The following is a 26,757-nucleotide window of genomic DNA, read 5'->3' on the forward strand; positions in this document are numbered from 1 at the left end:
GCGAATCCGGAAATTTCTTGAATTTCCTTCGGAATCAAGCACTTGCTGTCACATCCTGGCCAGCAACTGAGGCCCTTGCAGTCTGAAGATTTGCTTGCGGTGTTTATCACACGCGAAACCGGAAATTCCGTAAAAACCCAGTCAAATCAAGCACTTGCTATCACATGGCAACAAAGTTCTGGGTCACAGATGCCTTGTTGGCTCTCAAGGAGAGTCTGGCGCCATTGCCGCATGAGCTCAATGAGTTGGACTGGAAGGCACAGCTGTCCGACCAAAAAGACCGCCTCACTGAGCACCTGATTGCTTTTGCCAATCACCCCAACGGCGGCTATCTGGCCTTTGGCATCGAGGACAGTGGCAAGGTCGTTGGCGTAGCGCCGGACCAGACCGAAGTCATCGTCAATACTCTGGCCAATTTAGGTAGGCAAAACATCGAACCTCCCTTGGCCTTGGACCACGCGGTCGTGGACTTTCAAGACAGCGGTGTGCCGATCTTGCTGGTGCGTATTCCTGAGCAACCGGTCAAGCCCGTTCACCGCCGTGGCAAGTCGGTCGAAGAGGCCTGGATCCGCTCGGGCGGCAGCACGCGCAAAGCCTCTCGCCAGGAAATTGGCGCCTTGATGCTCAACAGCGCCACACCGTGCTGGGAAGAGCTGCGTGCCTCACCGCTGCTCAAGCTGGACGATGTGCAAGCCTTGCTGGACCTCGATGCCATCGCCGCGCTGCTGGAGCGGCCCTTGCCCGCTGATCCCGAGCATCTGGCCCGCTGGTTGCTCGAAGAGGGCATCACCACCCTTGACGGGCGGGGTCACTACATCACTCATTTCGGTGCCATCGCGGCCGCACGCAAGCTGGATGACTTCCCGGCACTGGCCCGAAAACGCATCCGCCTGGTGCGCTACAGCGGCACCAACAAGGTCGACACCATTGACGAACTTCAGGGCCAGCGCGGCTATGCCATCGGCTTTGAAGGGCTGATTGGCTACCTGCGCAAGACCCTGCCGCACTCCGAAGTGATCAAGCAGTCGCTGCGCACCGAGGCCACGCTCTACCCAGAGATTGCCCTGCGCGAGCTGATCGCCAATGCCTTGATCCACCAGGATTTCAGCATCACCGGCGCTGGCCCCATGGTGGATGTCTACAGCGACCGCATCACCGTCACCAACCCCGGCACCCTGTTGCCCGGCAAGAAGCCGGATCGCCTGATCGGCGCCACGCCCGAGTCGCGCAATGAGCGGCTCGCCGCTTCGTTCCGCCGCTTTCGCATCTGCGAAGAGCGCGGCACAGGCTTTCAGAAGATCGTCAGGGCCATTGAACTTTTCGGCCTGCCGCCCCTGATCATCAGCCCGCAAGAAAACGCCTTCAGCGTGACCCTCAGCGCGCCGCGCAAGTTCACAGACATGGGCGCGCAAGAGCGCATCGAAGCCTGCTACCAACACGCAGTGCTGCAATACCTCTCCAGCCAGACGCTGACCAACACCACCTTGCGCGAGCGCTTCAAGCTGCACGAGAAGCAGCGCAACTCCATCACCAACCTGATCAGCGACGCCGTCGACGCCGGCCGCATCAAGCGCAAAGACGCCCACAGCGGCAACAAGTTTGCCGAGTACATCCCTTACTGGGCCTGAGCCCCACGCCTGCCCTCATTCATGAACCGCGAACAACTCAAAAAACTCGAAGCCGATCTTTGGGCCGCCGCTGACAAGCTGCGCGCCAACTCCGACCTCAAGGCCAGCGAGTACAGCACCCCGGTGCTGGGCCTGATCTTCCTGAAGTTCGCCGACAACAAATATCGCCAGCACGAAGCCGCCATCGAGCAGGAGTTCAAGAAGCTGCAAGGCACGCGCGCCGAGCGCAGCGAGGAAGCCATCGCCATCCAGAAATGCGGCTTCTACCTGAAGCCCCATGCCCGCTACGACTACCTGCTGAATCTGCCCGAGAAGGAAAACATCGCTCAGGCCATCCGCCGCGCGATGGCCAGCATCGAGAACACCAAGCCCGAATTGCTGGGCGTGCTGCCGCAGGAGGAATACGACCGTTTCACCCGCAGCCCCAAGAACCAGCACATCCCCAAGGACCTGCTCAAGCTCTTCTCCGACATCCCGGTCGATGCCTCGGGCGATGTGTTCGGCCAGATTTACGAATACTTCCTGGCCAACTTCGCGCTCAGCGAGGGCCAGGGTGGCGGCGAGTTTTTCACGCCGCGCTCCGTCGTCAAGCTGATGACCGAGATCATCGAGCCCCACGGCGGCAAGGTCTTCGACCCCGCCTGCGGCTCCGGCGGCATGTTTGTGCAGTCGGCCGACTTCATCCTTCAGCACCAGACCGACAAGGCGGCCGATCTGGACGTGTTCGTCTGCGGCACCGAGAAGACGCTGGAGACGGTGAAGCTCGCCAAGATGAACCTCGCCGTGAACAATCTGCGCGGCGACATCAAGCAGGCCAACACCTATTACGAAGATCCGTTCAACGCCTTCGGTGCGTTCGACTACGTGATGGCCAACCCGCCCTTCAACGTGGACGATGTGACCCTGGACGCGGTGGAAAAAGACCGCCGCTTCAACACCTACGGCGTACCCCGCAACAAGACCAAGGCCAAGAAGTCAGAGAGCAAGGACGGCAAGGAGAAGAAGGCCGTCGAGACCGTGCCCAACGGCAACTACCTCTGGATCAACCTCTTCGCCACCTCACTCAAGCCCGGCGGCCGCGCCGCACTGGTGATGGCCAACTCGGCCAGCGATGCCCGCCACTCCGAGGCCGACATCCGCCGCACCCTGATTGAGCAGAATCTGATCTACGGCATGCTCACCCTGCCGTCCAATCTGTTCTACACCGTCACCCTGCCGGCCACGCTGTGGTTCTTCGACAAGGGCGAACGGGCGGATGACAAGCTGCTCTTCATCGACGCCCGCAACATCTTCACCCAGGTGGACCGCGCCCACCGCGAGCTCAGCGATGAGCAGATCCAGAACATCGCCATCATCCCGCGCCTGCACAAAGGCCGGCGCCAGGAGTTTGTGGACCTGGTGGACCGCTATCTGCACCAAGGCATGGCCCAGCTGCAGGAAGCCGCCGAACACCTGCCCGCCTTGAGCGAACATCTGCTGAGCGCGCTGGCCGAGGAAGCGGCCGCAGATGCCACGGCCAACCAGGCCGCCCGCGAGGCGATTGCCGCCTTGCAAGCGCAATGGGGCCAGCTGGCCGCGTTGCAGCAGGCTCAGGCGCAACACGAGCGCACGCGCGGCCAGCAGCGCAGCATCGACGAGCGCAACAGCGCCCAGCAGACACTGCGGGCCCAGTTCACCCCCTTCTTCAGCGGACTACATGCCGCCGTCAAGCAGCTCGACAAGTCCATCCGCGAGATGGACAAGCGCAAGGCCGAGGCCGCCACGCTGGAAGGCAAGCGCGCCACCGCCAACCGCCAAACCAAGGCGGTCAAGGTGGCGGTGCAGGCCCTGCATGAGGAGCTGAAGGCCGCCGAGCTGTTCTATCAGCATGTGAGCTGGTTGCAGGAGCGCTTTCCCAAGGCCGCCTACGAGGACGTCACCGGCCTGTGCAAGCTGGCCAGCCGCGAGGAGATTGCCGAGCAGGATTGGTCACTAAACCCTGGGCGCTATGTAGGGGTGGTGATTGAGGAGGATGGGAAGACGGAGGAGGAGTTTGCCGACGAGCTGCGGACGGCTCACGAAGAGCTGCTCCAACTGACCAAGACGGCGGAGGTACTTCATGGCGTGATCGCCAAGAACTTGGCCGCATTGGTGGAGTGAAGATGGGCACCCGCGAGTCAGAATTCAAAACGCTCACAGAAGTCGGAACCTTGGGCAGAGGAAAGTCCAAGCACCGACCGCGCAACGATCCTGACCTCTATGGCGGCGAATATCCGTTCGTCCAGACGGGTGACGTCAAGCGCGCGCCGTTCTATCTGATGGAGTACACGCAGACCTACAACGCGAAGGGCCTAGCGCAAAGCAAGCTTTGGCCGCCGGGGACTTTGTGCATCACGATTGCGGCCAACATCGCAGATACGGCAATTCTTGCGATCCCTGCGTGCTTTCCAGACAGCATCTTGGGGTTCATGCCGCATCCGCTCAAAGCTGACGTTCGCTACACGAAGTACTGCCTTGATGCGTTCCGCGGGCACATGGAGCAAATCTCCAAAGGCACGACGCAAGACAACCTCAGCATGGACAAGCTGTTGAAGCTGAGGTTCTGGTTCCCCGCCTACGAGCGGCAACAGAAGATTGCCGCCCTGCTGACGGCCTACGACGACCTGATCGCCAACAACCAGCGTCGCATCGCCTTGTTGGAGTCCATGGCCGAAGAAATCTACCGCGAGTGGTTTGTGCGGATGCGGTTTCCTTGCTACGAAGACACTCCCAAGGCCGGTGGATTGCCGGTCGGATGGACGCTGCGAAGGCTTTCGGACGTCGCCACGGTCAATGCGAACAGCCTCCGCCGAGGGGCTGAACCTGAGTTCGTTGCTTACTTGGACATCAGTGCCGTCAGCACAAATTCGTTCGAGGAACCGACACGCATGAAGCATCAGGATGCACCTGGTCGCGCGCGGCGTCTCGTCCGGGACGGCGACATCATTTGGTCCTCGGTGCGCCCAGGCAACAAGACCTACTGCCTGATCCTGGACCCGCCGGACAACCTTGTAGCCTCCACCGGGTTCGCCGTGATTTCGCCTAAGCCGGATACGCCGTTTAGCTACCTGAGCAAGGCTGTCACGACGCAGGAGTTCACCGACCAGATGGTGGCTGTCGCGAAGGGTGCCGCCTACCCGGCTACCAGCTTCGACGACTTCGAGAAAGCGCAGATCGTTTGGCCGTCGCCAGACCTGCTCGCCACATTCCATCAGCGAACTGAACCGATGCTTCGTCAAGTTGCCCTACTGCGCGCGCAATGCAGAGCCTTGGCCCACCAGCGCGATACCCTGCTCCCCCGACTGATCTCCGGCAAACTCCGCGTCGATCATTTAGACATCCAGTTCCCGCCCAGCATGCAGCAACAGCAAGTGCAGCAGCCGCCCGCAGAGGCAGCGCCAGCGCGAGCAGAAGCTGTAACAATGAGCCGTTAGGTTTTCATTTCCCACAGCCCGTTCCTTCTTCAACCCAACCGGCAACACCAGGGAGGTGCCGTGGCCGCAGCGAAGAGCAATAACAACAACAGCAAAGCCAAGGTCTTCATCAGCGAAGACGAGATCGAGCAGGCGCTGGTGCAGCGGCTGCAGCACTTGTGCGGCTTCGATGCGCTGAACTGCTTCACGGCCCAGGCCGACGAGCTGAACGACGGCTCCGGCCGCAGCGACAAGCGCGAGGTCATCCTGGCCGACCGGCTGCGCGCCGCGCTGGAGCGGCTGAACCCGCAGGCCCCGGCCCATGCGGTGGAACAGGCCCTGGCACAGCTGCTGCTGCCGCGCACGGCGATGAGCCTGGTGGCGGCCAACCGCGAGATGGACGGGCTGATCCGCGACGGCGTTCCCGTCACCTACAAGCCTGAGGCCGGGCCGCAGGCGGGGCAGACGGTGACCGAGCGGCTGCGGGTGATCGACTTCGACACACCGGCCCCGGCCGCCGGCCGCAACCACTACCTGGCGGTCAGCCAGCTGTGGATTCGTGGCGAGCATGGCTACCGCCGGCCCGATGTGCTGCTGTATGTGAACGGCCTGCCGCTGGTGTTCATCGAGCTGAAGAACAGCAATGTGAAGCTGCGTGCGGCCTTTGACGACAACCTGAGCAACTACAAGGCCGAAATCCCGCAGCTGTTCACCGCCAACGCGATCTGTCTGCTGAGCAATGGCATCGAGACCAAGTTGGGCAGCCTCAGCGCGCAGTGGGAGCACTTCTTCAACTGGCTGCGGGTGGATGACGAAAAGGAGCAGTTAGACCGCAAGGCCATCGCCGCCGGGGGCCTGAGCGTGGAGCGGGCGGTGCTGGGCTTGCTGAAGCCTGAGCGGCTGCTGGACTATGTGGAGAACTTCTGTGTGTTCTACCGCGAGACGCAAAAAGTCATCGCGCAGAACCACCAGTTCCTGGGCGTGAACAATGCCTTCGAGCAGTTCACGCGCCGGCGCGAGCTGGGCGGCAAGCTGGGCGTGTTCTGGCACACCCAGGGCTCGGGCAAGAGCTTTTCGATGGTGTTCTACACGCGCAAGATTTTCCGCAAGCTCACCGGCAATTTCACCTTTGTGGTGGTGACCGACCGCGATGACCTGGACGGGCAGATCTACCGCAACTTCCTGTACACCGGCGTGGTGGCGCCCAAGGACGATGTGCGTCCGCGCGACAGCGCCCAGCTGCGCGAGATGCTGGGCAAGAACAAGCGCGTGGTGTTCACGCTGATCCAGAAGTTCCGCTATGCCAAGGGCCGCGACTACCCGCTGCTGTCCGACCGGGACGACATCGCCGTCATCGTGGACGAAGCGCACCGCACGCAGTACGCCGGCCTGGCCGAGAACATGCGCGCCGGCCTGCCCCGGGCCAACTTCCTAGCTTTCACGGGCACGCCGCTGCTGGGCAAGGAGCGCAAGACCAGCGCCTGGTTTGGCGATTACGTCTCGGAGTACAACTTCCAGCAAAGCGTGGAAGACGGCGCCACGGTGCCGCTGTTTTACGAGAAGCGGGTGCCTGAGGTGCTGATCCAGAACGAGGACCTGAGCGAGGAGTTTGCCCAGATCCTGGAAGAGGAGAACCTGGACGAGCCGGCGCAGGAGAAGCTGGAGAAGCGCTTCGCGCAGGAGATGGAGGTCGTCAAGCGCGAGGACCGGCTGGACACGATTGCCCGCGACATCGTTTTCCATTTCCCGCGCCGCGGCTACCTGGGCAAGGGACTGGTCATTTCGGTAGATAAATTCACCGCAGTGACCATGCACGACAAGGTGCAGGCGCTGTGGAAGGCCGAGATCAAGACGCTGAATGGCCGCATCGCCAGCACCAAGAACGATGTCGAGCGCCAGCGCCTGAAGCAGCTCAAGGCCTGGATGAGCGCGGCGGAGATGGCGGTGATCGTCAGCGAGGAGGCGGGCGAGGAAGAGAAATTCGCGAAGAAGAAGCTGGACATCAAGCCGCATCGCCAGCGCATGAACGCATTGGACGAGCACGGCCACGACATCGAGTTCAACTTCAAGGACCCGGAGCACCCGCTGCAGCTGGTGTTCGTCTGCGCGATGTGGCTGACCGGCTTTGACGCGCCCACGGTGAGCACGCTCTACCTGGACAAGCCCATGCAGGGCCATACGCTGATGCAGACCATCGCGCGGGCCAACCGCGTGAGCGGGCATGAGATCCACGGCGTGAGCAAGCGCCACGGCGAGATCGTGGACTACTACAACGTCTTCCGCCGCATGAAGAAGGCGCTGCGCGACTACGCTGCGGGGCCTGAGGACGAAGAGCTGCCGGTGCAGGACAAAAGCCAGCTGTTCGCGCTGCTGGACGAGGCCATCGAGCAAGGCTTTGCCTTCTGCCAGAGCGAGGGCGTGCGGCTGCATGAGGCGCTGGACCGTGGTGATGTGTTCACCAAGCTCGGCCAGTTCAACGACTTTGCCAACACGCTGCTGGCCAGCGATGAACAGCGCAAATCTTTCAACGTCTACGAGAACACCATCTCTTCCCTGTACGAGGCCTGCAAGCCCGAGGTGTTGCGGCTGGGCAAGGGGCGAGTCGTGTCAGCCTTCCAGTACCTGCGTGGGGTGATGGACAGCATCGTCGAAGGAGCTGACATCGACAGCGCGGTGCAGAAGATCGAGGCCTTGCTGGATGCCAGCGTGGTGGTGGACAAGGCCGAAACCTTCTCGGCCAAGGAGTTCGAGGCGCAGTACAAGATCGTGCAGCGCGGCAAGGCCTGGAACCTGAGCACGGTCAACGTGGACAAGCTGCGCGAGGAGTTCCAGAAGGCGCCCTACAAGAACATCCAGATCGCCGACCTGCAAGCCTTCTTACAGCGCAAGCTGGCCGAGATGCTGGCGCAGAACAGCACGCGGACAGATTTCCTGCAGCGCCTGCAGAACGTGATCGATGCTTACAACTCAGGCGCCACGGCCACCGAGAACTACTACGACGAGCTGACCGCCTATGCCCAAGAGCTGAAGGACGAAGCCGAACGCCACATTCGCGAAGGCTTGACAGAGGACGAGCTGGAGCTGTTCGATCTACTCAAGAAAGAGTCGTTGACGCAGGACGAGACGCAGCGCGTCAAGCTGGCGGCCAAGCATTTGCTGCAGCGCCTGGTCGAAGAGCAACCCAAGGTGCTGGTGCAGAACTGGCACCAGAACGCGCAGACGCAGCAGCAGGTGAGAGGCGAGATCGAGCGGGTTTTGAACGACGATCTGCCGCTGAGTTACGACCGCACCACCTTCAAGCAAAAGTGCGACAAGGTCTATGACTTGGCCGTCGAGTACGCGCTGCGGGGCAGGAAGTGGGCGGCATGATGCTGGCCAAGAGTCGGCCCGCTGGAATCCAGTACATGGGCATGGCGGGTGTTTCGCAGAGTTGTGTCCAAGCCGTAGAGCGGCTGGTGATGGCGGGAGCGCGCATCGACTTGGCTCAACTCTTGACCGCTGACACCGCTCATGCCTTGTTGCTGCACCTGGAGCCGATGGAGGTCATTGCCGTGAAGTCGGGCTTCAGGTCTGGCTATGCCGGCGAAGGCCCGCGCGCTTTGTCAGACACGCTGCGCCTGCTCCAAGCATTTGGATTTGAAATCGACGAAGTTGAAGTCAGTCCCGCGCTGATGAAGCGGCTGGACGATTGCGCTCTGACCCAAGGCGATATGGATTCCATCGAGATGGAGCGCTCGGCCATCGATCGGCCGGCACCGACAGAATCAGACGAAGACACAGCGCCGGCCAAGCCAAAGAACAAGGGAACATAGAGTCAATGACAAGCAATAGCAAAACCATGTGGATGGTGCGAGCGGGTGAGGCCGGCTGGCGCTTTGATGAATTCGAGCGCGAGAGCATCGTCAGCATCGGTTGGCATGAAATGGGCGATCTCACGGCTCTGCAGGGGCGCGATGCTTTCATGCGTCAGGTTGAGCTTTCCTATCCCAAAGCCAAGCCATCGACCTACCCCAGCTCGGCCGGGCAGGTGTTTCGTTTTGTCCGGGAAATCAAGGTCGGTGATTCGGTGTTGACCTACAGCCCGCCACAGCGCAGCTATCTGGTGGGCGTGGTGGAGGGGACATACGAATACGCACCAGCTGCTTCTGCAGAGCAGCCGAATCAACGCAAGGTTCGTTGGCTCGGTCGAGTCATGCGGGACAACTTGTCAGTGGCCACGCGCAACAGCCTGGGGGCGATCTCCACCTTGTTCATGGTGCCGGCGGAGGCCGCTGCTGAAATTGAGCGTTTCTTGAGCGGTACAGCGCCGGCCGTGATGTCAACGCCAGCCGCGCCAGATGTCGAAGAGCAAGTCGATGACTTGTACAAGGACATTCAAGGCAAGGCCTTCGAGTTCATCAAGGACAAGGTCAGTCAGCTCGATTGGGAGGATATGCAGGAGCTTGTGGCGGGCTTGCTGCGTGCGATGGGCTACAAGACGCGAATTTCTCCCAGCGGATCGGATCGAGGCAAGGACATCGTTGCTTCGCCTGACGGCCTCGGATTTGAAGATCCACGCATCGTGGTGGAAGTCAAACATCGCACAGCCGCGATGGGATCCCAGGAGATCCGCAGCTTTCTTGGTGGCCGGCACGACAACGACAAAGGTCTGTACGTCAGTACGGGAGGCTTTACGAAAGACGCCCGCTACGAGGCGGAACGAGCCCGCATTCCTGTCACCTTGATGGACCTGGACGATCTGGTCAAGGCTTTGCTGGAACAGTACGAACGCATGGACATTGACATGCAGCGATTGATTCCGATGCGCAAGCTGTACTGGCCGGCGTGATGGTCAACACCCTGAAGCATTTGCTGCATGCGGGGTGAGGCGCATTGCATGCCACCTCCGTGAGGCTTTGGATCTCACGCTGCTGGTCTGAAGAATGTCGCGACACTGTCACGACATTCGGTGGGTCTCTGCTGAACTGACACTTGAATTGAGCAGCGGTGCTCCTCATGCCCCACCTCAGGATAATCACGCAACCAGTCCATCCCCCCCCACCCCAGCCGCCCCAAGCCACCCATGAGCGATTCCCCCCTCCCCGATCGCCTGCAAGCCCTGCTCGACGAGCGCGTGTTCAACTTTGCGCAGGCGGCGCAGCGGCACTTCAAGACCAATGACTTGGTGGTGCTGCTGGATTTCCGCGCCGAGACGCCGGAGCTGGAGGCGTTGCCGCGGCAGGCGCTGGCTGAGGCGGAGGAGTTGTCGCTGGAGGTGAAGTTAAAGCTGGCGCGGCCGGCCTCGGCTTTGAGCCCGGTGTTCGGTGCGCCGGAGCAGGCCTTTTGGTTTGTGGTGATTCACGAGGACGAGGATGCCGATTGCGGCGCCATCAGCGCGGCGGTTCAGGGCGCGCCGTTTGCAGGCAAGCTCTCGGCCCAGGGCTGACGGACTGGCGCAGGCGCCCTTTTGCAATCTGGCACGCTTGCTCGCTGGCCTGCTTCCCGTACCGCATCGATGAACAAACCTTCCCCCCTGCGCCGCCTGCTCTCCCTGCGCGCCCGATCCCCAGCGCCCGCGCCGGCCGGGCCGGTGGACGAGCTGGCGCAGGCGCGCGCCCTGATCGCGGCCATCGATGCCGGTGGCATTCCGCTCTACCCTGGCAAGGTGAACCAGATCGCGCGGGCGCTGGGGCTGGAGGTCTCGCGCGAGGCGCCGGTGGAGGCGACCGTGGCGCGGATACGGGCGCTTGTGCGGGCGGGCCGCTGATCGCGCGGAGCCACCAGGACAAGAGGCGCAGGCTCTTGCTTCGGCACCTTTTGCGCCTGCCGGCCGGGCTTGATGCAATGAAACGCGGCTGGGCGTGGCGCCCGATGCCACCGCACCGGGCGCCATCGCGGGCTTGAGTTACCAGCTCAGGCTCAGCGAGTAAGGCACCGCCGTGCTGCCGCTGTAATAGACCACGCGGACGAAGAAGTTCTGCGTCGTTGCGCTGGTGTTGCGGTAGCTGGCGTTGTCGGTCACGCCGACATCGAGCTCGCTGCGTGCCACCACGGTGCCGGCGCTGTTGTAGATCTGCAGGTCGTAGTCCGTGCTGCCATTGGGCATGGGCAGGCTGGCCCTCAGCGTGCGGCCGGCCGGCAGGCTGACGCGGAAGTAGTCGGTGTCGCTGCTGGTGCCCAGGGCGGCGCGCAGGGTGCGCGGCGCCGCCACGGCGTTGGCTTGCGCCCGCGTGTTGTTGGGCTCGGCTTCATCGAATGGCGGCGGCGGGGTGTCGGTCATGGCCAGCACGGCGGCGTTGGCGTCGAGCAGGCCGCTGCCGCATTGGCTGCAGCTGCCCGGGAAGGGGCGGGCGCTGCTCTTGAGCTTGCTGGCGATTTCATCGGGTGTGGCCGTGGGCTTCTTGCTGAACATCAGCGCGGCGACACCGGCCACGTGGGGCGCGGCCATCGAGGTGCCTTGGTAGAAGGCGTAGCTGTCGGCGCCCGGCGAGCTGGTGCCGGCGTTCAGTGTGGACAAGATGCCGTTGCTGGTGCCGGCGCCGGTGTTGCCGCCGGGCGCGGCCAGGGCCACCACCGAGCCGTAGTTGGAGTACGGGGCGCGGGCGCCGTAGCGGTCGGTCGCGGCCACGGTGATGACTCCAGAGCAGTTGGCCGGGGTGAAGTTGGCGGCGTTGGCATTGGAATTGCCCGCGGCCACCACCACCACGGCGCCGCGCGAGCGGGCGCCGTTGATGGCGTTCTGGCTGGTGTTGTCGCAGGCGCCGCTGCCGCCCAGCGACAGGTTCAGCACTTTGGCCGGCGTGGCATTGGCCGGCACGCCGGGCACCGTGCCGCCCGAGGCCCAGATCATGCCGTCGGCGATGTCGGAGTTGTAGCCGCCGCAGCGGCCCAGCACGCGCACGGCCTGCACCTTGGCGTTGAAGGCAATGCCGGCGATGCCGGTCGCGTTGTTGGTGCGCGCCGCGATGGTGCCGGCCACATGGGTGCCGTGCCAGGAGCTGTTGCGGGCACCGCCGCCGCCGCATTGGCCGGCGGTGTTCCAGTCACCGGGGTCGCTGGGGTCGCTGTCGCGGCCATTGCCATCGTTGGCGGTGGCCACGTCAGCAATCATGTCGTAACCGGCCACGGTTTGGCCGGCCAGGTCGGCGTGGGGGCGGATGCCGGTGTCGATCACCGCCACCACCACGCCGCTGCCGGTGGCTTGGTCCCAGGCGGCCGGGGCGCGGATGCCGCCGGTGGCTTCAGACAGATCCCATTGCTGGCTGTACTGGCTGTCGTTGGGGGTGAGTTGCAGGTACATCTTGCGGTCGGGCTCGGCGTACTCGACCGTGGCGTCTTCGGCCTTGATGCGGGCGGCCAGGGCTTGCACCTCGGCCAATGGCAGGGGGCGGTCCAGGCTCAGCACATGCGAGCCCAGGCCGCTCTGGCGCAGCATGCGGAGCTGCAGGCCACGCTCGGCGGCCAGCTGGCGGGCACGGTCGACGCGCTGGTTCAGCGTGTTCGTGTCCAGGGCGCGGGCCCGCATCACCTTGCGGCCGTCCTCCATCGCAGCTTCGCTGGCGTCGAAGTATTTGATGATCAGCCGGTCGGTGTCGCTGCTCTGGACGACTCGGGAGCCGGGCGCATCCGCCTCGGCCACCGATTGGCCGGCCTGGGCGGCGCTGGTGGCTGCCAGCAGGGCCAGGGCGAGGGCCACCGGCTTGGGGCTGAAGCGGTGGGGGCGGCGTGAGGACGAAGAAGAGGAAAGGGACTTCATGGGGCAACTCTCTCTCGATCAAGCAAGACCGGCGCGCAAGGGCAGTTCAAGTCGATGTTTGTGCCGAACGCGTCGAGGCGCTCCCCGCGGGGGAGCCTGAACCCGCCGACACGGGCGATTGCCCGGCAGCGGCACCACTCGCGGCATGCCGGAGGGGTGCGCCGGCAACCGAAAGCGGCCGCAGTGTAGGCAGGCTTGGCGGCGCGCAGACGCCCCACCTGTCAGAGCTGCCGAGGGGGGAAATCCGGTGTCGAAAAATGGCACACCGGCCCGTGCCGCTGGCTGCAGTGCTGCTTTGATCTGTGTCAAGCGCCGCCAGGTGGGGGCGCGTTGCCGTGTCAAATTGCGCGTTGTTCGCCCATGTTCAATGCGCTTTCAGCTCATTTGCTGGCCCGAGAATCCATGCATGCTTGCTTGCTCGCCTGTGCCCGTCTTGCGGGCCAGGCTGAGCGGCGTTCATTCAATGGAGTTGGACGATGCTGAATCAATGGCGGATCTCGCAGCGCTTTCTGGTCATCATGGGCCTGTACTGGCTGACCTTTGTGCTGTTGGCCGGTTTGGCGGCCTGGGGCCTGTCGGGCAGCGCCCGCGCCTTGCGCGAGGTGGCCGACCAGCGCATGGGCGCGGTGTTCGAGTTGAACCAGCTGATCAAGAACAACCAGGCCAACCGGACCGAGGTGCTGCTGGCATTCCAGCATGCGCCGGACAGTGTGCTCGCGGGCATTCACGACCATGAGACCTCGGTGCATCTGCAGGCGCTGGAAAAACGCCGCAACGAGAACGACAGCGCCTGGCCCAAGGTCAAGGCTGCCGCTGCCATTGACGCGGCCGGTGCCGCCTTGGCCGCCGATGCCGACGACAAGCGCCAGGCCTGGACGCGCAAGTCGGACGAAGTCTTTGCCGCGCTGCGAGCCGGCAACTTTTCGCCCCAGGTGATGGCCGACTTTCTCAAGGCCGGACGCACCGAGGGTGCAGCCCTGTTTGCCGCCTTGGACAAGATGGCGCACCACGAGCAGGAGCAGGCCAGGTTGGCCGCTGTGGCTGCGGCCAACCGTGTACATCAACTGCAGATGGTATTTGCGCTGATGGCCCTGGGCATTGGCGCGCCGACCACCTGGATGTTCTTGACTTTGCTGCGCCGCATCCGTGGCGGCTTTGCCAAGGCCGACGAGCTGTCCACCGCCATCGCCGAGGGGGATCTGACGGTCGATGTCCAAGGCCTGGGCGGCGATGAGATCGCCCATCTGCTCAACCAGATGCACACCATGCGCGAGCGTCTGATCCAGCTGATCAGCGCCGTGCGCCAGACGGCCGATGGCGTGCAGACTGCGGCCGTCGAAGTGGCAGCGGGCAATATGGACCTCTCCAACCGCACGGAGCAGACGGCCAGCAATCTGCAGCAGACCGCCAGCACCACCGACCAGCTGCGCGTGACGGTGGCGCGCAATGCCGAGCACGCGGATCAGGCCAACCAGCTGGCGGTGGCGGCGAGCGACGTGGCCGAGCGAGGCGGGGCCGTCGTGGGCGAGGTGATCAGCACCATGCGCGGCATCAACGAGAGCAGCCGCAAGATCTCCGACATCATCGGCGTCATCGATTCGATCGCATTCCAGACCAACATCCTGGCCCTCAATGCCGCTGTGGAAGCGGCTCGCGCCGGCGAGCAAGGCCGCGGCTTTGCTGTTGTGGCCTCCGAGGTGCGCAGCCTGGCGCAGCGCAGCGCCGAGGCGGCGCGCGAGATCAAGTCCTTGATCTCGGCCAGTGTCGAGCATGTGGAGCAAGGCAGCAGCCAGGTCAATCGCGCCGGCGAAACCATGCAAGAGGTGGTGGACTCGATCCGCCGCGTCACCCAGATCGCCGGCGACATCCGCATCGCCAGCAAGGAGCAGAGCGAAGGCGTCAACACCGTGGGCCAGGCTATTTCGCAAATGGACCAGGCCACCCAGCAGAACGCGGCCCTGGTGGAAGAAAGTGCTGCCGCCGCGGCCAGCTTGCGCGATCAGGCGCAGCAACTGGTCACGGCTGTGGCGGGCTTTCGCATGCCTTGAGCGCGAGACCGCGCCGGTCGTGGTCCGTGGTGATGCAGGGTGGCGGCCCGCTTAGGCGCCGCTGGAGGACACCGGCAGGCTGGTGCGCGCAATCACCTGTTGCAGCACAAAGCTGGAGTGCACGCCGGTGACGCCCTGGATGCGGGTCAGCTTGCCCAGCAGCAGGCTTTGGAAATGGTCCATGTCGCGGACGATGATCTTGAGCTGGTAGTCGGCCGCCTGGCCGGTGATGAGCAGGCATTCCAGCACCTCGGGCAGCACCCGCACCGAGGCCTCGAAATTGGCAAAGCGCTCGGGCGTGTGCTGGTCCATGGAGATGTGCACCAGGGCCATCAGCGACAGGCCCAGTTTCTTGGCGTCAAGCAGGGCGCGGTAGCCGGTGATCAGGCCGCTCTCTTCCAGCGCCCGCACCCGGCGCAGGCAGGGCGAGGGCGAGAGGCCCACCCGGTCGGCCAGGTCCTGGTTGGCGATGCGGCCGTCTTCCTGCAGCACATCGAGAATCTGGCGGTCAATGCGGTCCAATTCCATGGCGATGCCTTTGAATTTTAGATTTGAGCAATTTTCTGCCAAACAAACACCGAAGTCTGCCATCTTCGCAATTTTCTGCCCGAGCCCGCGGCCTACACTGAAATCACTGCGAGAGATCGCAAGACACCACCGCCGAGCCGGACCCCGGCCTGGTGGACATGCAGCCCCGCGGCACCCCCGCGCGGTGCAGGGCCGGCGCCAAGAGCGCCGCAACTACAGCCCCTGCAGCCCCGAGAACCCCGAGCACCACAAGCGCTTGGGGTTTTTTCTTTGCGGGGCCTCGTTTTACTGGCGCGGGGCGTGCGCTTTGCGCAGAAGCCCCGGCCCGCGGGCGCCGGTGCGCTGGCGAAGCTGGGCACAATGGCGCGCGCGCAACCGTTTGCGCGTGGATGGCGAGCCGCTTCGGGCCGTGCATCCCGGCCCTCTGTTTTTCTCCGCTTCTCTCCGTTTCTTTGAGCTGGATTCCTCTTGCAGATCGCTTTCCGCCCCCACGCCTCCCCCGCTTCTTCAGCTCCCTTCGCCCTCTCCCTCTCGCGCTTTCGCCCGCTGGCGCTGCTGGCCGGCCTGGCCTTGGCCGCACCGCTGCTGCTGAGCAGCGCGCCGGCCCAGGCCTGGGGCGCCGAGGGCCACCGCCTGGTGGCCAGCGTGGCCGAGCAGGGCCTGAGCCCCGCCGCTCGCGCCGAGGTGCAGCGCCTGCTGGCGCTGGAGCCCGGCAGCACCCTGGCCTCCATCTCCACCTGGGCCGATGAGCACCGCTCGCCGCAGACCGGGCCCTGGCACTACGTGAACTTCCCGCGCGACGGCGGCTGCAACTACGAGCCGGCGCGCGACTGCGAGGACGGTGCCTGCGTGGTGAGCGCCATCGAGCGCCAGGTCGAGGTGCTCAAGAACGACAAGGCCTCGGACGAAGCGCGCTTGAAGGCGCTCAAGTACGTGGTGCATCTGGTGGCCGATGTGCACCAGCCCCTGCACGCCGGTTTTGCCGACGACCGCGGCGGCAACAGCTACCAGGTGCAGGGCTTCGGCCGCGGCTCCAATCTGCATTCGCTGTGGGACTCGGGTCTGATGCGCAACCGCGCCGGTGGCGCCGAGGGCTTGATGCAGGATTTGATGCTCAAGGCCGGCTCGGGCAGCCAGCGTGTGCCCGCCACCGACAGCCGGGCTGCGGCCCAGTGGGCGGTGGAGTCCTGCCGTCTGGTGTCGGCTCCGGGCTTCTACCCCGATGGCCACAAGGTCGACCAGAGCTATGCCGATGCCCACGACCCGGCGCTGCGTCAACGCCTGGCCGAGGCGGCCCGCCGCCTGGCCGGGGTCTTGAACAGCAGCCTGCGATAAGCGAGGCCGCTTGCTTACTTGCCGACCCGCAACTCCACAAAATCGGAGCCGCGGCGCTGTTGCGGCCCCAGCTGCAGGCGGAAGCCGCCGAGGTCGAGGCTGCCGATGGCATCCAGGCCTTGGCCCACGCTTTCGCGCGACAGCGGCAGGTGGGCGCGGCGCAGGCCTTCGGCCATCACGCGGGCGGCGATATAGCCTTCCAGGCTGATGGCGTCGAACTGCCGGTCGCCATGGCTGCGCATGGCCTGCTGGTAGTCGGCCACCACGGGCAGGTGGCGGTTCTCGGCGTCGGGCACCACCTGGGCCAGGGTCACGCCCTTCATGGCCGGGCCCAGGGCTTGGCGCAAGGGCTCCAGACCGGTGAATGACAGGGCGTAGAAGCGGCCGCGATAGCCTCTGCGGCGCGCCAGCTTGATTGCCGCGGCGCAGCTGCCGTAGGTGCTGATCATGAAGATGGCCTCGCCGTGGCCATGGGTCAGCAGGCGGCCGATCGCTTCGTCCATGTCTTCGCTGTTGCGCTTGTGCGGAGCTGCCACGCCCAGGCTCAGGCCCAAACGCGCTGCCGCCTCGCGCATGGATTCCAGGCCGGCGCGGCCGAACAGATCGGCCTGGTAGAGCAGGTCCACGGTCTTGACGCCGTCGTCCTTCATGGCGCGCGCCAGGGCCAGGCCTTCTTCGTTGTAGCCGGCGCGGATGTTGAACACCTGGGTTTGCTGCGGCTCGCGCAGAAAGCTGGCTCCGGTGTAGGCGCCGACAAAGGGGATGGCTGCGCGTTTCACCAGCGGCAGCACCGCCATGGTGGTGGGCGTGCCGACATAGCCGAACAGGGCCAGCACGCGCGGGTCGTCCAGCAGCATGCGGGTGTTGGCTTCGGCGCGCTCGGGCTCGTAGGCATCGTCGCGCACATGGAGCACGACGCTGGCACCGTGGATGCCGCCCAGGTGGTTGATGTGGGTGAACGCGGCCTGCGCGCCGGCGTGGAAGCGCCGCCCCAGGCTGGCGGCCGGGCCACTGAGCGCCGCCGAGGCGCCGAGATGGATGTCGCCCACCGTGGCCGCCCGCAGCGGGCCCGTGACTACCGCGGCCGACACTGCCGCCAGATCGGCAAACCAGCGACGCCGGGTGGTGTCAGGGGAGGAGAGCGAGGTCAGGCGGGTTGGCATCAGGCGTGAGCGGTGGAGGGGCGTGCAAGCCCAAGGGGGGCGAGCCGTGGGCGGGCAAGGTGTGCGGGACAGTGAGGCGGCGACACAGCTCAGTCTACGCGCTGGCCTGGGGCTTGTCCCTGGCGAACCGGCCCGCGGGTGTGCAAGCTTTCGCGCTCCGGTGGGTGCCGCAGTGGCAGCGGCCCCGGGCGCAGGGCTCTCGGCCCTCAGAGGCCGGGTGGTTCCCAGACCCAGGCGCCGCCCGGGGTGTGCGCCGCTTGCTGGCGGTAGCTGGATGGCGCCATGCCGACGATGGACTTGAACTGGCGGCTGAACTGCGCCTGGTCGTAGAAGCCGCAGGCCAGCGCCACCTCGAGCAGGGGTTCTTGCGTGCCGCGCAGCAAGGCACAGGCGGCGCGCACGCGGCTGCGCAGGATGAAGGCCATGGGGCTGAGTCCGTAGATGCGCTTGACCAGGGCCGACAGGCGCTCCGGGCTGAGGCCGGCTTCCTCGGCCAGCTCGGACAGCAGCACGCGCCGCTCGCTGTGCTTGGTCATGCGGTCCACGGCCTGCACCAGCCCGGCTTCGGCCGCGCCGCGCGGCACGCCAGGCACATCGCGCGACAGGCAGAGCAGGCCGGCCAGCTCGCCTTCGCGGCTGCACAGCGGGTACTTGTGGGTGACGCACCAGCCGGGCTGTCGGTCGGGCAGCAGGATGGGGTCGAGCTGGTAGAGCAGCGGCTGTTGGCGCGTCAGCACCCACTCATCCTGCTCGCGGTAACGCGCCGCCAGATCGGCGGGCCAGATCTCGGCCGCCGGGCGCCCGTGCAGTTGCTCGTCGCAACTCAGGCCCAGACGCTGCTGCAGCGATTGATTGAAGGACACATAGCGCCCGGCGCGGTCCTTGACCACAAAGAGGTAGCCCGGCACGCCGTCAAACAGCAGAGCGGTCTGGGCCGCACCAAACAGCAAGGCTTGCTCGGCCGCGGAGGGCGCTGCGGCGGCCGGTGCCGCCGCGCTGCGAGGAAGGGGTGGCATGGAATCACGCCTCGAATTCTTTCGATGGCCGCATCGTCGCTGAAAAATCCGGATCTCGCCGCCCTTGCAGGGCAAGTCCCGATGTCGCTTTCCCTGCGTCGGCAAGGCCTGGCCGGGTGGGCTTCGGCGGCGACGGCGAGCAGCCGCGGCGGGCGGGCTTGAAACATGCGGGTGGTAGAACCTCGCCATGCCGATTTCCCTTCTTGACGCCCGCCACCGCACCGTCGCCGCACTGGGTGTGGCACAAACGCTGGCCTGGGCGTCCAGCTACTACCTGCCGGCGCTGCTGGCCCAGGCCATGGCGCGGGAGCTGGGCCTGGCCCCGGCGACGGTGTTCGCCGCCTTCTCCGTAGCGCTGCTGGCCTCGGCCGTGGTTGGGCCCTCTGCCGGGCGCTGCATCGACCGCTGGGGCGGGCGGCCGGTGCTGATGCTGAGCAATGGTGTATTCGCCCTCGGGCTGTTGGCCCTGAGCCAGGCGCAAGGGCTGTGGAGCTTGTTCGGGGCCTGGCTGATTCTCGGCCTGGCCATGGGCGGCGGGCTGTACGAAGCCGCGTTTGCCACCCTGGTGCGCTTGTACGGGCGCGAGGCTCGCAACTCCATCACCGGCATCACCTTGATTGCCGGATTCGCCTCCACCGTGGGCTGGCCCTTGACCGGCTGGCTGGAGGCCCACTGGGGCTGGCGTGCCGCTTGCCTGGCCTGGGCCGGCCTGCATCTGCTGCTGGCCCTGCCGCTCAATTTCAGCGTGCCTCGGGCTCAGGGCTTGGCGGCGGCCGCGCCCGAACCGGCGGGCGCCCAGGATTCGCCGGTGGTGGAGGGCGTCCCGGCCGGCGCACCCGCCTGGCGCGCGGTGCTGATCTTGTCCTGGGTGTTCGCGGTGACCTGGTTCATCAGCACCGCCATGGCCGCGCACCTGCCCCGCTTGCTGATGGCCAGCGGCGTCAGCCTGGCGGCGGCGGTGGCCGTGGGCGCCCTGATCGGGCCAGCCCAGGTGGCCGCCCGGCTGCTGGAGTTTGGCGTGCTGCGCCATGTGCACCCGCTGCTGTCGGCGCGCCTGGCCACACTTTTGCATCCGGTGGCCGCGGCCCTGCTGGCGCTGTTGGGCGCGCCGCTGGCCTCGGCCTTTGCCCTGCTGCACGGGGCAGGCAACGGCATCCTCACCATTGCCAAAGGCACCCTGCCTCTGGTCTTGTTCGGCCCGCAGGGCTATGGTCAGCGACAGGGCTGGCTGATGGTGCCCGCGCGTGTGGCGCAGGCGTTGGCGCCCTGGTGGTTCGGCCTGTGTCTGGACCGTTGGGGCGCCCAGGCGCTGTGGCTGTCCTGCGGCCTGGGGCTGCTGGCGTTTCTGGCCCTGCTGGCCCTGCCCAAACCCCTGCCCGACCAGACCTGAGCGGTCTGCAAGGGTTTACGGCGCGGCGAACTCCTGCTCGTGCAGCCAGGCCGCGTGCTTGACGGTACGGCGGGTGCGGCTCCACTCTTCGATCATGGCCGGGGCCAGTTCGCGCAAGCGCTCCAGCTGGCCGGGCTTGACCGTGTTGGCGGCCAGTTCGATGCGGTGGCCGTTGGGGTCGTGCAGGTAGATGGACTGGAAGATCTCGTGGTTGGTCGGGCCCACCACGTCGATGCCCAGGGCTTGCAGCTTGGTCTTGGTGCGCTCCAGCGTGGCCACATCTTCCACCTGAAAAGCCAGGTGCTGCACCCAGGCCGGGGTGTTCTCGTCGCGGCCTTGCGGCGGCGACTCGGGCAGCTCGAAGAAGGCCAGCACATTGCCGCGACCGGCGTCGAGGAAGATGTGCATATAGGGGTTGGCCTCCTTGGTCGAGGGCACTCGGTCCTCGGAGATGGCCAGCAGCAGGTCCATGTCCAGCGCCTCTTTGTAGAAGCGGATGGTTTCCTGCACATCGCGGCAGCGGTAGGCGACGTGGTGAATGCCTTGGGTCAACATGATGGTTGTCTCTTGCGAGTTAGAGATGTCGAGTCGTACGCGCTCTGAGGCTGGGAGATTTCGTAGCGAGCGGCTGCCAGGCTAGGCGGACGGAGCGCAGGAACCGGAACGTACTTCCTGTACGTGAGGATTCCGAGCATTCGGCCAACGACGCATGGCAGTCGCGCAGTAGAAAGATCCCTGCCTCAGATGACGCCGCGGCGTTCCTGGTCTTTTTCGAGTGACCGGAAGAGAGCACCGAAGTTGCCTTCGCCGAAACCGAGGTTGTTGCTGCGCTGGATGATCTCGATGAAGATCGGGCCGATGATGTTCTTGGTGAAGATCTGCAGCAGATAGCCTTGCTCGTCGCCATCGACCAGCACCTGGTGCTGCTGGATGCGGGCGTGGTCTTCACGCACGCCTTGCACGCGGTCGAAGACCTCGGCGTAGTAGTCCTCGTCGATCTCCAGGGTCTCGATGCCGCTGCCTTGCAGCTGGTCCAGCGAGCCGAGGATGTCGTTTGTGAGGAAGGCCAGATGCTGAACGCCGGGGCCCTTGTACTCGCGCAGGTATTCGGCGATCTGGTCCTTGTCGTCCTTGGGCTGATTGATGGGGATGCAGAAGCTGCCATCGGGCGAGCGCAGGGCGAAGCTGGTCAGGCCGGTCTTGGCGCCCTGGATGTCGAAGTAGCGCACTTCCGTAAAACCGAAGATGCCTTTGTAGAAGGCGGCCCATTTGTCCTGCTCGCCCGGGGGCACGTTGTTGGTCAGGTGGTCCACGGTCAGGAAGCCCTTGTCCGGCTGGATCACCGGGGCATCGAGCGCCACGAAATCGCGCTCGTAGATGCTGGCGCCGGCCGGGTTAGGCTCGATGAAATAGATGAGGGATTCGCCGATGCCCCAGACCGCCGGATAGGGGTGGTCCTTCATCGCTTCGGGCACGGCCACGGCGCCGCGGGCCACGGCGGCAGCCAAAGCAGCCGCTGCGTTCTCGACACGCCAGCCCATGGCGCTGATCGAGGGGCCATGGCGGCGCGCGAACTGGGCCGAGTGGCCCGCGCGTTCGCCGTTGAGCAGGAAGTGGATGTCGTTCTGGCGGTAGTAGCTGATGGCCTTGCTCGGGTGACGGCGCAGCTTGGAGAAGCCAAACGAGAGGAAGAGTGCGTCGAGCGACTCCAGGCTCGGGCCGCAGAACTCGGTGAACTCGATGCCGGTCAGGCCGACGGGGTTGCTGGGGCTGATGATGCTCATGACGCGGGTCTCCAGGTGTTGGTGTTGGCTTGTGGCTTCGCCCCTCGTGGCGATGGAGCGCATTCTTCGCTCAGCGCTCTTTCGAAGAAAGCGAATTTCTTTGCAGCTCTTGATCAATAATTTCGAACATGAAGCTGGATCTCGAAGCCCTGGCGGCGCTGGACGCGGTGGTGCGCCACGGCAGCTTTGCGCGCGCCGCCGAGGCGCTGCACAAGGTCACCTCGGCGGTCAGCTACCAGGTCAAGAAGTTGGAAGAGCAGCTGAACCTGATCCTGGTGGACCGCAGCGCCTACCGCGTGCGCCTGACCGCCGAGGGCGAGGCCGTGCTGGCCGAAGGCCGGCGCCTGCTGCGCCAGGCCTATCAGGTCGAGGCCCTGGCCCAGCAACTGGCGTCAGGCTGGGAAGCCCGCCTGCTGGTGGTGGTGGACGGCATCCTGCCGCTGGCCGACACCTTGCGGGCGCTCAAGCAACTGGCGGACGAAGGCGTGCCGACGCGTGTGCAGCTGAAGATCGAGTTCCTGCGCGGCGTGCAGCACCGTTTCGAGAAAGAGCAGGCCGATCTGATGCTGGTCAAGGAGTACCAGCCCTCGGCCCAGCTGCACGCCCAGGCGCAGGCCGAGGTGGAATGCGTGCTCTGTGTGGCGACCGAGCATGCGCTGGCTCGGTTGGCCGCAGAGGCCGGGCGTCCCCTGAACTTGGATGAACTGCAAGACCATGTCGAGCTCAGCGTGCAGGACAGCAGCGACCAGGGCAGCGACCGCCAGATGTTCGGTGGCGAGCGGGTCTTCTATCTCTCCGGTTTCGTCGCCAAGCGCCAGGCCCTGCTGATGGGCATGGGCTTCGGCTGGATGCCTCGCTACCTCGTCGATGAAGCGCTGGCTGCCGGCCAGCTCGTCGAGCTGCCTTACCAGGGCGGCTCCCGCTTCCGCTTCACCCCCTGGCTGGTCCAGCGCCTCGACCGCCCACCCGGCCGCGCCGGCCAGCGCTTGATCGAGTTGCTCAGTCGGGCTGCCTGATTGGCGAGTTGGCCTCTGGTGACTGGAAGTGGCACGAAGCCGCCTTTGGTTTTGCTCGTGAGGCCCTGCAGCCCGCGCCGCTACCGGGCTCATGGTTCCGGGGTCGGCCCTGGCGGGCCGACTTCCCTGCGCTGCTCGCACCTCGGGGCTGGCGCATAACTCACTCCGCTCCCTGCGTTCGCTTCGTTCAGACAGAAGCGCCGAGTCAGCGCTTGAAGCGCGCGAGTACGCGCGCGCCCCGAGGCGCTGTGCTGCTCGGCCCTGCACAAATCGCCCGGCAGCAGCCCGGGCTGCAGGGCGCTTGCATCGCGATCGATCTGCCCCATCAACGGTGGAACACGCCACCTCCGGAGGTGGCTCGGCCCGCCGACGGGCGATTTGTGCGCGGCCGAGGGCGCAGCGGAGCGGCTCAGGCGCGCGCTCGCGCGCTTCAAGCGCTGACTCGGCGCCACTGTTTGACCACAGTGAGCGCAGCGAACGGAGGGAGTTTGGCGCCGCTGAGCCGCGCAGTGAGCACCGAGGGAAGTCGGCTCAAAGAGCCGACCCGCGAACCATGAGCACGGCGGCGGGCCGAGACACCGCAGCGAGAACGATCAACTAAGACAGTGGAAGTCCGCAATGTGCCGCGAACCGCCGCTCGCGCCAACCAAAAAAGAGGCGCAAGCCGCTTGAAGCTGCTTGCGCCTTGAGAAACCGGGCAGGTGGTGGAGTCGGGCCGGAGCCCGGCCCGCCCGGGCCAGGGAAACCTGGGTTGGAGTTCTGTGCAGCGGATCAGGACTTGGCCGGGGTGGCTTCAGTCTTGGTTGCGGCCGGGGTGGCGCTGGGCGTGGTCACCGCAGCAGCAGCTTCGGTGGCGGCCTTCTTGGGTGTGGCCGGGCCGGCGCCGTCGGTCTTGTTCACCGGGCTGGGCGTGGCCGCCACCGGGGCGGTGGTTGCGGCGGGCGTGGCGGCAACCGTGGTGGCAACCGTGGTGGCAACCGTGGTGGCCGGCTTGGCCGCGGGGGCGGCGGCCACCGCCGGCGTGGCCGGGGCAGCAGCCGTGGTCACCGGAGCTGCAGCCTGGCTGGTCTTCGCAGCGGCCGGGGCTGTCTTGTGGGCGTGGGCCTTCTTGTGCTCGCCCTTGTGCTCCGTCTTCGCAGCAGCGGTGTGCTGCTCAGTTTTTGCGTTAGCGTCCTTGGTGGCGGTCGCCAGGGGCGCCGCAGTCGTTGTGGTGGCAGCCGGTGCAGGGGTGGTGGCTGCGGTGGCCGTGGGGTTGGCGCTGACCGGCTTGGTGGCTTCGGCGGCCATGGCGCTACCCAAGGACAGAGCCAGCAGCGCGGGGATCAGAGCGGTCTTCAGAGCGTTGGACTTGGTGTTCATCAGGATTTCTCCAAGGGTTGCGAAAGGTACCTGCACAACGACGCCCGATGAGCGCTCGTTGACCCTGTTTCTTGGCCCTTGCAAAGCGTTACACGTGTCACATATCGGCACTTCGATGGGTTGATGCAAATAAAAAGGGGCGCGAAACGCGCCCCTTGTGGGTGTTGGCCGCCGCAGCGGTGATCACCAGATCTTGCAGCGCTTGCTCTCTTCCTTGACCATTTTCTGGCCCGGCTTGCAGGCGAAAGCCTGGGCAAACTCCGGCATGTTCACGGCCACGCCGTTGATGCGGTAGCGGCCCGGTGAATGCGGGTTGGTCAGGGCCTGCACGCGCAGGGCTTCGGGGCGGGCGGTGTTGCAGTCCCACTGGCCGAAGCCGATGAAGAAACGCTGCTCGGGCGTCAGGCCATCGATGGGCGCCAGCTTCTGCGTGGCCGTCTGTTCGCGCCAAGCGGCCAGGGCCAGCACCATGCCGCCCAGGTCAGCCAGGTCTTCGCCCAGGGTCAGGCGGCTGTTGATCTTGATGTCATCGACGATGGTGTACTGCGCGTATTGCTCCACCACGCAGGCGGCGCGCTTCTCAAACGCGCGGCCGTCCTTCTTGGCCCACCAGTCCTTGAGATTGCCCTTGGCATCGAACTGGCGGCCTTCGTCGTCGAAGCCGTGGATCAGCTCATGGCCGATGGTGCCGCCGGTGTTGCCGTAGCTGGGCGCGTCGTCGAGCTTGGTGTCGAAGAGCGGTGGCTGCAGCACGCCGGCGGGGAAGTTGATGTCGTTCATCTGCGCGTTGTAGTACGCGTTCACCGTCTGCGGTGTCATGCCCCATTCGCCGCGGTCCAGCGGCTTGCCGATCTTGGTCAGCTGGCGCCGTGCCTCGAAGGCATGGCCGCGCTGCACATTGCCGAGGAAATCATCACGCTTGACCTGCAGCGCGCTGTAGTCTCGCCAGACATCGGGGTAGCCGACCTTGTTGACGATGCTGTGCAGCTTCTCCAGCGCACGGGTCTTGGTGGCCGGGCTCATCCACTCGAGCGCCTGCACGCGCTGGGCCATGGCGCGCTCGATCTGCTCGGTCATCTGCACGGTCTTGGCCTTGAGCTCGGGGCTGAAGTTGCGCGCCACGAACTCCTGGCCCAGGGCCTCGCCCATCTGTACATCGACCAGCTCGACGCAACGCTTCCAACGTGCCTTGAGCTGCGGAACGCCGTTCAGTGTCTGGCCGAAGAAGTCGAAGTTGGCCTGCACCAGCGCCTGGTTCAGATGCGGCGCTTGGCTGCTCAGGGTCTGCCAGCGCAGGTAGGTCTTGATGTCGTCCAGGCTGCTCTTCTTGAGCAGGCCAGCCAGGGCCTTGAAGAAGGCCGGCTCGGTGACGTTGAAGACTCGCGTGTCCGCCGGCACGCCCAGGGCTTGCTGGTAGGCCGCCCAGTCGAAGCCGGGGGTCAGCGCTTGCAGGCCACGGGCGTCGAATTTGTGGAAGGTCTTGTAGGGATCGCGCTTGTCCACCCGGCTCAGGGTGGCGCGGGCCAGGGTGGTCTCCATGGCGAGCACCCGCGCGGCGGCCGCCTGGGCCTGTGCCGGGCTGCTGCCGCTGAGCTCGAACATGCGGGTGATGTGGGCGCTGAATGCTTCCCGCATCTTGAGCGACTTCGCATCGCGCTTGAGGTAGTAATCGCGGTCCGGCAGGCTGATGCCGCCGGCCATGGCGAAGGCGATCAGCTGGCTGGAATCGGCCAGGTCCTGGCTGGACGAGAAATAGAAGAACAGACGCTCGTTGTTGCTGGCCAGCTGCAGGGCGGCCAGCAGGGCCGGCAGCTCCTGCTTGCTGCTCAGGCCGTCGATGCGGCTCAGCAAGGGCTGCAGGGGCTGCAGGCCCAGGCGCTCGGCTGCGCCCTCGTCCATGCAGGCGGCGTAGTAGTCGGCCATCTTGGCCTGGCTGGCGTTCAGCTCGGCGGCCGGGCTGGTTTTCAGCCGCTCCAGGATGCCCCAGAGATAACGCTGGTTTTCATCGGCCATCTTGGCGTAGACCGACCAGCGCGACTGGTCGGCCGGCACCGGGTTCTTTTCCATCCAGCCGCCGCAGACGTACTGGTAGAAGTCTTCGCAGGGGTCGACGCTGCGGTCCATGGCCGTGAGGTCCAGGCTGGGTGTGTAGGGCAGCTGGCTCAGGGGCTGCTCAGCGGCAGCGGCAACGGTGGCGGCCGGTGTGGTTGCTGCCGGCTGGGCTTGCGCCAGCAGGCTCAGCGTGCCCAGGCTCAGGGCGCTGAGCAGGGCTTTCAGGGGCGTGGACATGGGGGGCATGGGGGAGGCATCCTTGGCGACCGCGG

20 protein-coding genes and 1 other RNA gene are annotated in these 26,757 nt (G+C 65.4%); 12 read left to right on the forward strand and 9 right to left on the reverse strand.

The window, feature by feature from the left end; translation table 11 throughout:
• The first annotated feature begins 164 nt into the window (after positions 1 to 164).
• The 8 genes from OOB33_RS04255 to OOB33_RS04290 all read left to right on the forward strand — a co-directional run bounded on the left by OOB33_RS04255 (position 165) and on the right by OOB33_RS04290 (position 10,805).
• Positions 165 to 1,628, forward strand: a complete 1,464-nt coding sequence (locus OOB33_RS04255) for an ATP-binding protein (RefSeq protein ID WP_271007782.1) — start codon at positions 165 to 167, stop codon at positions 1,626 to 1,628.
• Positions 1,629 to 1,649: 21 nt separating this feature from the next.
• Positions 1,650 to 3,767 (forward strand): type I restriction-modification system subunit M, encoded by a 2,118-nt coding sequence (locus tag OOB33_RS04260; protein ID WP_271007783.1) that lies wholly within the window; start codon positions 1,650 to 1,652, stop codon positions 3,765 to 3,767.
• Between the two features lie 2 nt (positions 3,768 to 3,769).
• Positions 3,770 to 5,080: a restriction endonuclease subunit S gene (locus OOB33_RS04265; protein WP_271007784.1), complete on the forward strand. Its 1,311-nt coding sequence runs from the start codon at positions 3,770 to 3,772 to the stop codon at positions 5,078 to 5,080.
• Between the two features lie 60 nt (positions 5,081 to 5,140).
• Entirely contained in the window at positions 5,141 to 8,428 is a 3,288-nt protein-coding gene (locus tag OOB33_RS04270) for a type I restriction endonuclease subunit R (protein WP_271007785.1), read from the forward strand.
• Positions 8,425 to 8,871, forward strand: coding sequence for a hypothetical protein (locus tag OOB33_RS04275; RefSeq protein ID WP_271007786.1), 447 nt, complete (start codon positions 8,425 to 8,427; stop codon positions 8,869 to 8,871). The genes OOB33_RS04270 and OOB33_RS04275 overlap by 4 nt, the downstream gene beginning before the upstream one ends.
• 5 nt (positions 8,872 to 8,876) lie before the next feature.
• Positions 8,877 to 9,887 carry a restriction endonuclease gene (locus tag OOB33_RS04280; RefSeq protein WP_271007787.1) on the forward strand — a complete coding sequence of 337 codons (1,011 nt, stop codon included), beginning with the start codon at positions 8,877 to 8,879 and terminating at the stop codon, positions 9,885 to 9,887.
• A 234-nt stretch (positions 9,888 to 10,121) separates the two neighbouring features.
• The gene (locus OOB33_RS04285; protein ID WP_271007788.1) at positions 10,122 to 10,484 is read left to right on the forward strand and encodes a hypothetical protein; all 363 of its coding nucleotides are present in this window, start codon (positions 10,122 to 10,124) and stop codon (positions 10,482 to 10,484) included.
• A 69-nt stretch (positions 10,485 to 10,553) separates the two neighbouring features.
• A complete protein-coding gene (locus tag OOB33_RS04290) occupies positions 10,554 to 10,805 on the forward strand; it encodes a hypothetical protein (RefSeq protein WP_243392819.1) in 252 nt (83 codons plus the stop codon).
• 138 nt (positions 10,806 to 10,943) lie between these two features.
• On the opposite strand, the gene OOB33_RS04295 is transcribed toward OOB33_RS04290, so the two are convergent.
• Positions 10,944 to 12,794: a S8 family peptidase gene (locus OOB33_RS04295; RefSeq protein ID WP_271007789.1), complete on the reverse strand. Its 1,851-nt coding sequence runs from the start codon at positions 12,792 to 12,794 to the stop codon at positions 10,944 to 10,946.
• A 476-nt stretch (positions 12,795 to 13,270) separates the two neighbouring features.
• Between OOB33_RS04295 and OOB33_RS04300 the strand changes: the two genes are divergently transcribed.
• Positions 13,271 to 14,842, forward strand: coding sequence for a methyl-accepting chemotaxis protein (locus OOB33_RS04300; protein ID WP_102768719.1), 1,572 nt, complete (start codon positions 13,271 to 13,273; stop codon positions 14,840 to 14,842).
• Between the two features lie 51 nt (positions 14,843 to 14,893).
• Here OOB33_RS04300 and OOB33_RS04305 read toward each other — a convergent pair whose 3' ends face one another.
• Positions 14,894 to 15,370, reverse strand: a complete 477-nt coding sequence (locus OOB33_RS04305; RefSeq protein ID WP_102768718.1) for an Lrp/AsnC family transcriptional regulator — start codon at positions 15,368 to 15,370, stop codon at positions 14,894 to 14,896.
• 468 nt (positions 15,371 to 15,838) lie between these two features.
• Here OOB33_RS04305 and OOB33_RS04310 point away from each other — a divergent pair, with 468 nt between their 5' ends.
• Positions 15,839 to 16,705: a S1/P1 nuclease gene (locus OOB33_RS04310; RefSeq protein ID WP_271007790.1), complete on the forward strand. Its 867-nt coding sequence runs from the start codon at positions 15,839 to 15,841 to the stop codon at positions 16,703 to 16,705.
• A 14-nt stretch (positions 16,706 to 16,719) separates the two neighbouring features.
• Here the strand turns inward: OOB33_RS04310 and OOB33_RS04315 are convergent, their stop codons facing one another.
• A complete protein-coding gene (locus tag OOB33_RS04315) occupies positions 16,720 to 17,868 on the reverse strand; it encodes an ABC transporter substrate-binding protein (protein ID WP_271007791.1) in 1,149 nt (382 codons plus the stop codon).
• A 206-nt stretch (positions 17,869 to 18,074) separates the two neighbouring features.
• On the reverse strand, positions 18,075 to 18,884 hold the full coding sequence (locus OOB33_RS04320; RefSeq protein WP_271007792.1) for a helix-turn-helix domain-containing protein: 810 nt from the start codon (positions 18,882 to 18,884) through the stop codon (positions 18,075 to 18,077).
• A gap of 187 nt (positions 18,885 to 19,071) precedes the next feature.
• On the opposite strand from OOB33_RS04320, the gene OOB33_RS04325 reads away from it, so the two are divergent.
• Positions 19,072 to 20,274, forward strand: coding sequence for an MFS transporter (locus tag OOB33_RS04325; RefSeq protein WP_271007793.1), 1,203 nt, complete (start codon positions 19,072 to 19,074; stop codon positions 20,272 to 20,274).
• A gap of 15 nt (positions 20,275 to 20,289) precedes the next feature.
• Here OOB33_RS04325 and OOB33_RS04330 read toward each other — a convergent pair whose 3' ends face one another.
• The 3 genes from OOB33_RS04330 to hppD all read right to left on the reverse strand — a co-directional run bounded on the left by OOB33_RS04330 (position 20,290) and on the right by hppD (position 22,058).
• Complete coding sequence (locus tag OOB33_RS04330) at positions 20,290 to 20,829, reverse strand: VOC family protein (RefSeq protein ID WP_171828578.1); 540 nt, start codon at positions 20,827 to 20,829, stop codon at positions 20,290 to 20,292.
• Between the two features lie 48 nt (positions 20,830 to 20,877).
• Positions 20,878 to 20,954: non-coding RNA, sX9 sRNA (locus tag OOB33_RS04335), on the reverse strand.
• Between the two features lie 60 nt (positions 20,955 to 21,014).
• Positions 21,015 to 22,058 carry a 4-hydroxyphenylpyruvate dioxygenase gene (gene hppD, locus OOB33_RS04340; protein WP_207795962.1) on the reverse strand — a complete coding sequence of 348 codons (1,044 nt, stop codon included), beginning with the start codon at positions 22,056 to 22,058 and terminating at the stop codon, positions 21,015 to 21,017.
• A 128-nt stretch (positions 22,059 to 22,186) separates the two neighbouring features.
• Between hppD and OOB33_RS04345 the strand changes: the two genes are divergently transcribed.
• A complete protein-coding gene (locus tag OOB33_RS04345; protein ID WP_271007794.1) occupies positions 22,187 to 23,074 on the forward strand; it encodes a LysR family transcriptional regulator in 888 nt (295 codons plus the stop codon).
• A 771-nt stretch (positions 23,075 to 23,845) separates the two neighbouring features.
• Here OOB33_RS04345 and OOB33_RS04350 read toward each other — a convergent pair.
• Together OOB33_RS04350 and OOB33_RS04355 are read right to left on the reverse strand one after the other, a co-directional pair.
• On the reverse strand, positions 23,846 to 24,433 hold the full coding sequence (locus OOB33_RS04350) for a hypothetical protein (protein WP_271007795.1): 588 nt from the start codon (positions 24,431 to 24,433) through the stop codon (positions 23,846 to 23,848).
• Positions 24,434 to 24,616: 183 nt separating this feature from the next.
• Positions 24,617 to 26,731 carry a M13 family metallopeptidase gene (locus tag OOB33_RS04355; RefSeq protein WP_271007796.1) on the reverse strand — a complete coding sequence of 705 codons (2,115 nt, stop codon included), beginning with the start codon at positions 26,729 to 26,731 and terminating at the stop codon, positions 24,617 to 24,619.
• Positions 26,732 to 26,757: the final 26 nt, after the last annotated feature.

Origin of the sequence: Paucibacter sp. B51, from assembly GCF_027863535.1 — a bacterium.
Classification (GTDB): domain Bacteria; phylum Pseudomonadota; class Gammaproteobacteria; order Burkholderiales; family Burkholderiaceae_C; genus Paucibacter_A; species Paucibacter_A aquatilis.

Coding starts and splice junctions, on each gene's coding strand:
- OOB33_RS04280 (WP_271007787.1), top strand. CDS start 8,877: ATGACAAGCAATAGCAAAACCATGTGGATGGTGCGAGCGGGTGAGGCC.
- OOB33_RS04330 (WP_171828578.1), bottom strand. CDS start 20,829: ATGTTGACCCAAGGCATTCACCACGTCGCCTACCGCTGCCGCGATGTG.
- OOB33_RS04255 (WP_271007782.1), top strand. CDS start 165: ATGGCAACAAAGTTCTGGGTCACAGATGCCTTGTTGGCTCTCAAGGAG.
- OOB33_RS04320 (WP_271007792.1), bottom strand. CDS start 18,884: ATGCCACCCCTTCCTCGCAGCGCGGCGGCACCGGCCGCCGCAGCGCCC.
- OOB33_RS04295 (WP_271007789.1), bottom strand. CDS start 12,794: ATGAAGTCCCTTTCCTCTTCTTCGTCCTCACGCCGCCCCCACCGCTTC.
- hppD (WP_207795962.1), bottom strand. CDS start 22,058: ATGAGCATCATCAGCCCCAGCAACCCCGTCGGCCTGACCGGCATCGAG.
- OOB33_RS04290 (WP_243392819.1), top strand. CDS start 10,554: ATGAACAAACCTTCCCCCCTGCGCCGCCTGCTCTCCCTGCGCGCCCGA.
- OOB33_RS04315 (WP_271007791.1), bottom strand. CDS start 17,868: ATGCCAACCCGCCTGACCTCGCTCTCCTCCCCTGACACCACCCGGCGT.
- OOB33_RS04345 (WP_271007794.1), top strand. CDS start 22,187: ATGAAGCTGGATCTCGAAGCCCTGGCGGCGCTGGACGCGGTGGTGCGC.
- OOB33_RS04350 (WP_271007795.1), bottom strand. CDS start 24,433: ATGAACACCAAGTCCAACGCTCTGAAGACCGCTCTGATCCCCGCGCTG.
- OOB33_RS04325 (WP_271007793.1), top strand. CDS start 19,072: ATGCCGATTTCCCTTCTTGACGCCCGCCACCGCACCGTCGCCGCACTG.
- OOB33_RS04260 (WP_271007783.1), top strand. CDS start 1,650: ATGAACCGCGAACAACTCAAAAAACTCGAAGCCGATCTTTGGGCCGCC.
- OOB33_RS04275 (WP_271007786.1), top strand. CDS start 8,425: ATGATGCTGGCCAAGAGTCGGCCCGCTGGAATCCAGTACATGGGCATG.
- OOB33_RS04355 (WP_271007796.1), bottom strand. CDS start 26,731: ATGCCCCCCATGTCCACGCCCCTGAAAGCCCTGCTCAGCGCCCTGAGC.
- OOB33_RS04300 (WP_102768719.1), top strand. CDS start 13,271: ATGCTGAATCAATGGCGGATCTCGCAGCGCTTTCTGGTCATCATGGGC.
- OOB33_RS04265 (WP_271007784.1), top strand. CDS start 3,770: ATGGGCACCCGCGAGTCAGAATTCAAAACGCTCACAGAAGTCGGAACC.
- OOB33_RS04305 (WP_102768718.1), bottom strand. CDS start 15,370: ATGGAATTGGACCGCATTGACCGCCAGATTCTCGATGTGCTGCAGGAA.
- OOB33_RS04285 (WP_271007788.1), top strand. CDS start 10,122: ATGAGCGATTCCCCCCTCCCCGATCGCCTGCAAGCCCTGCTCGACGAG.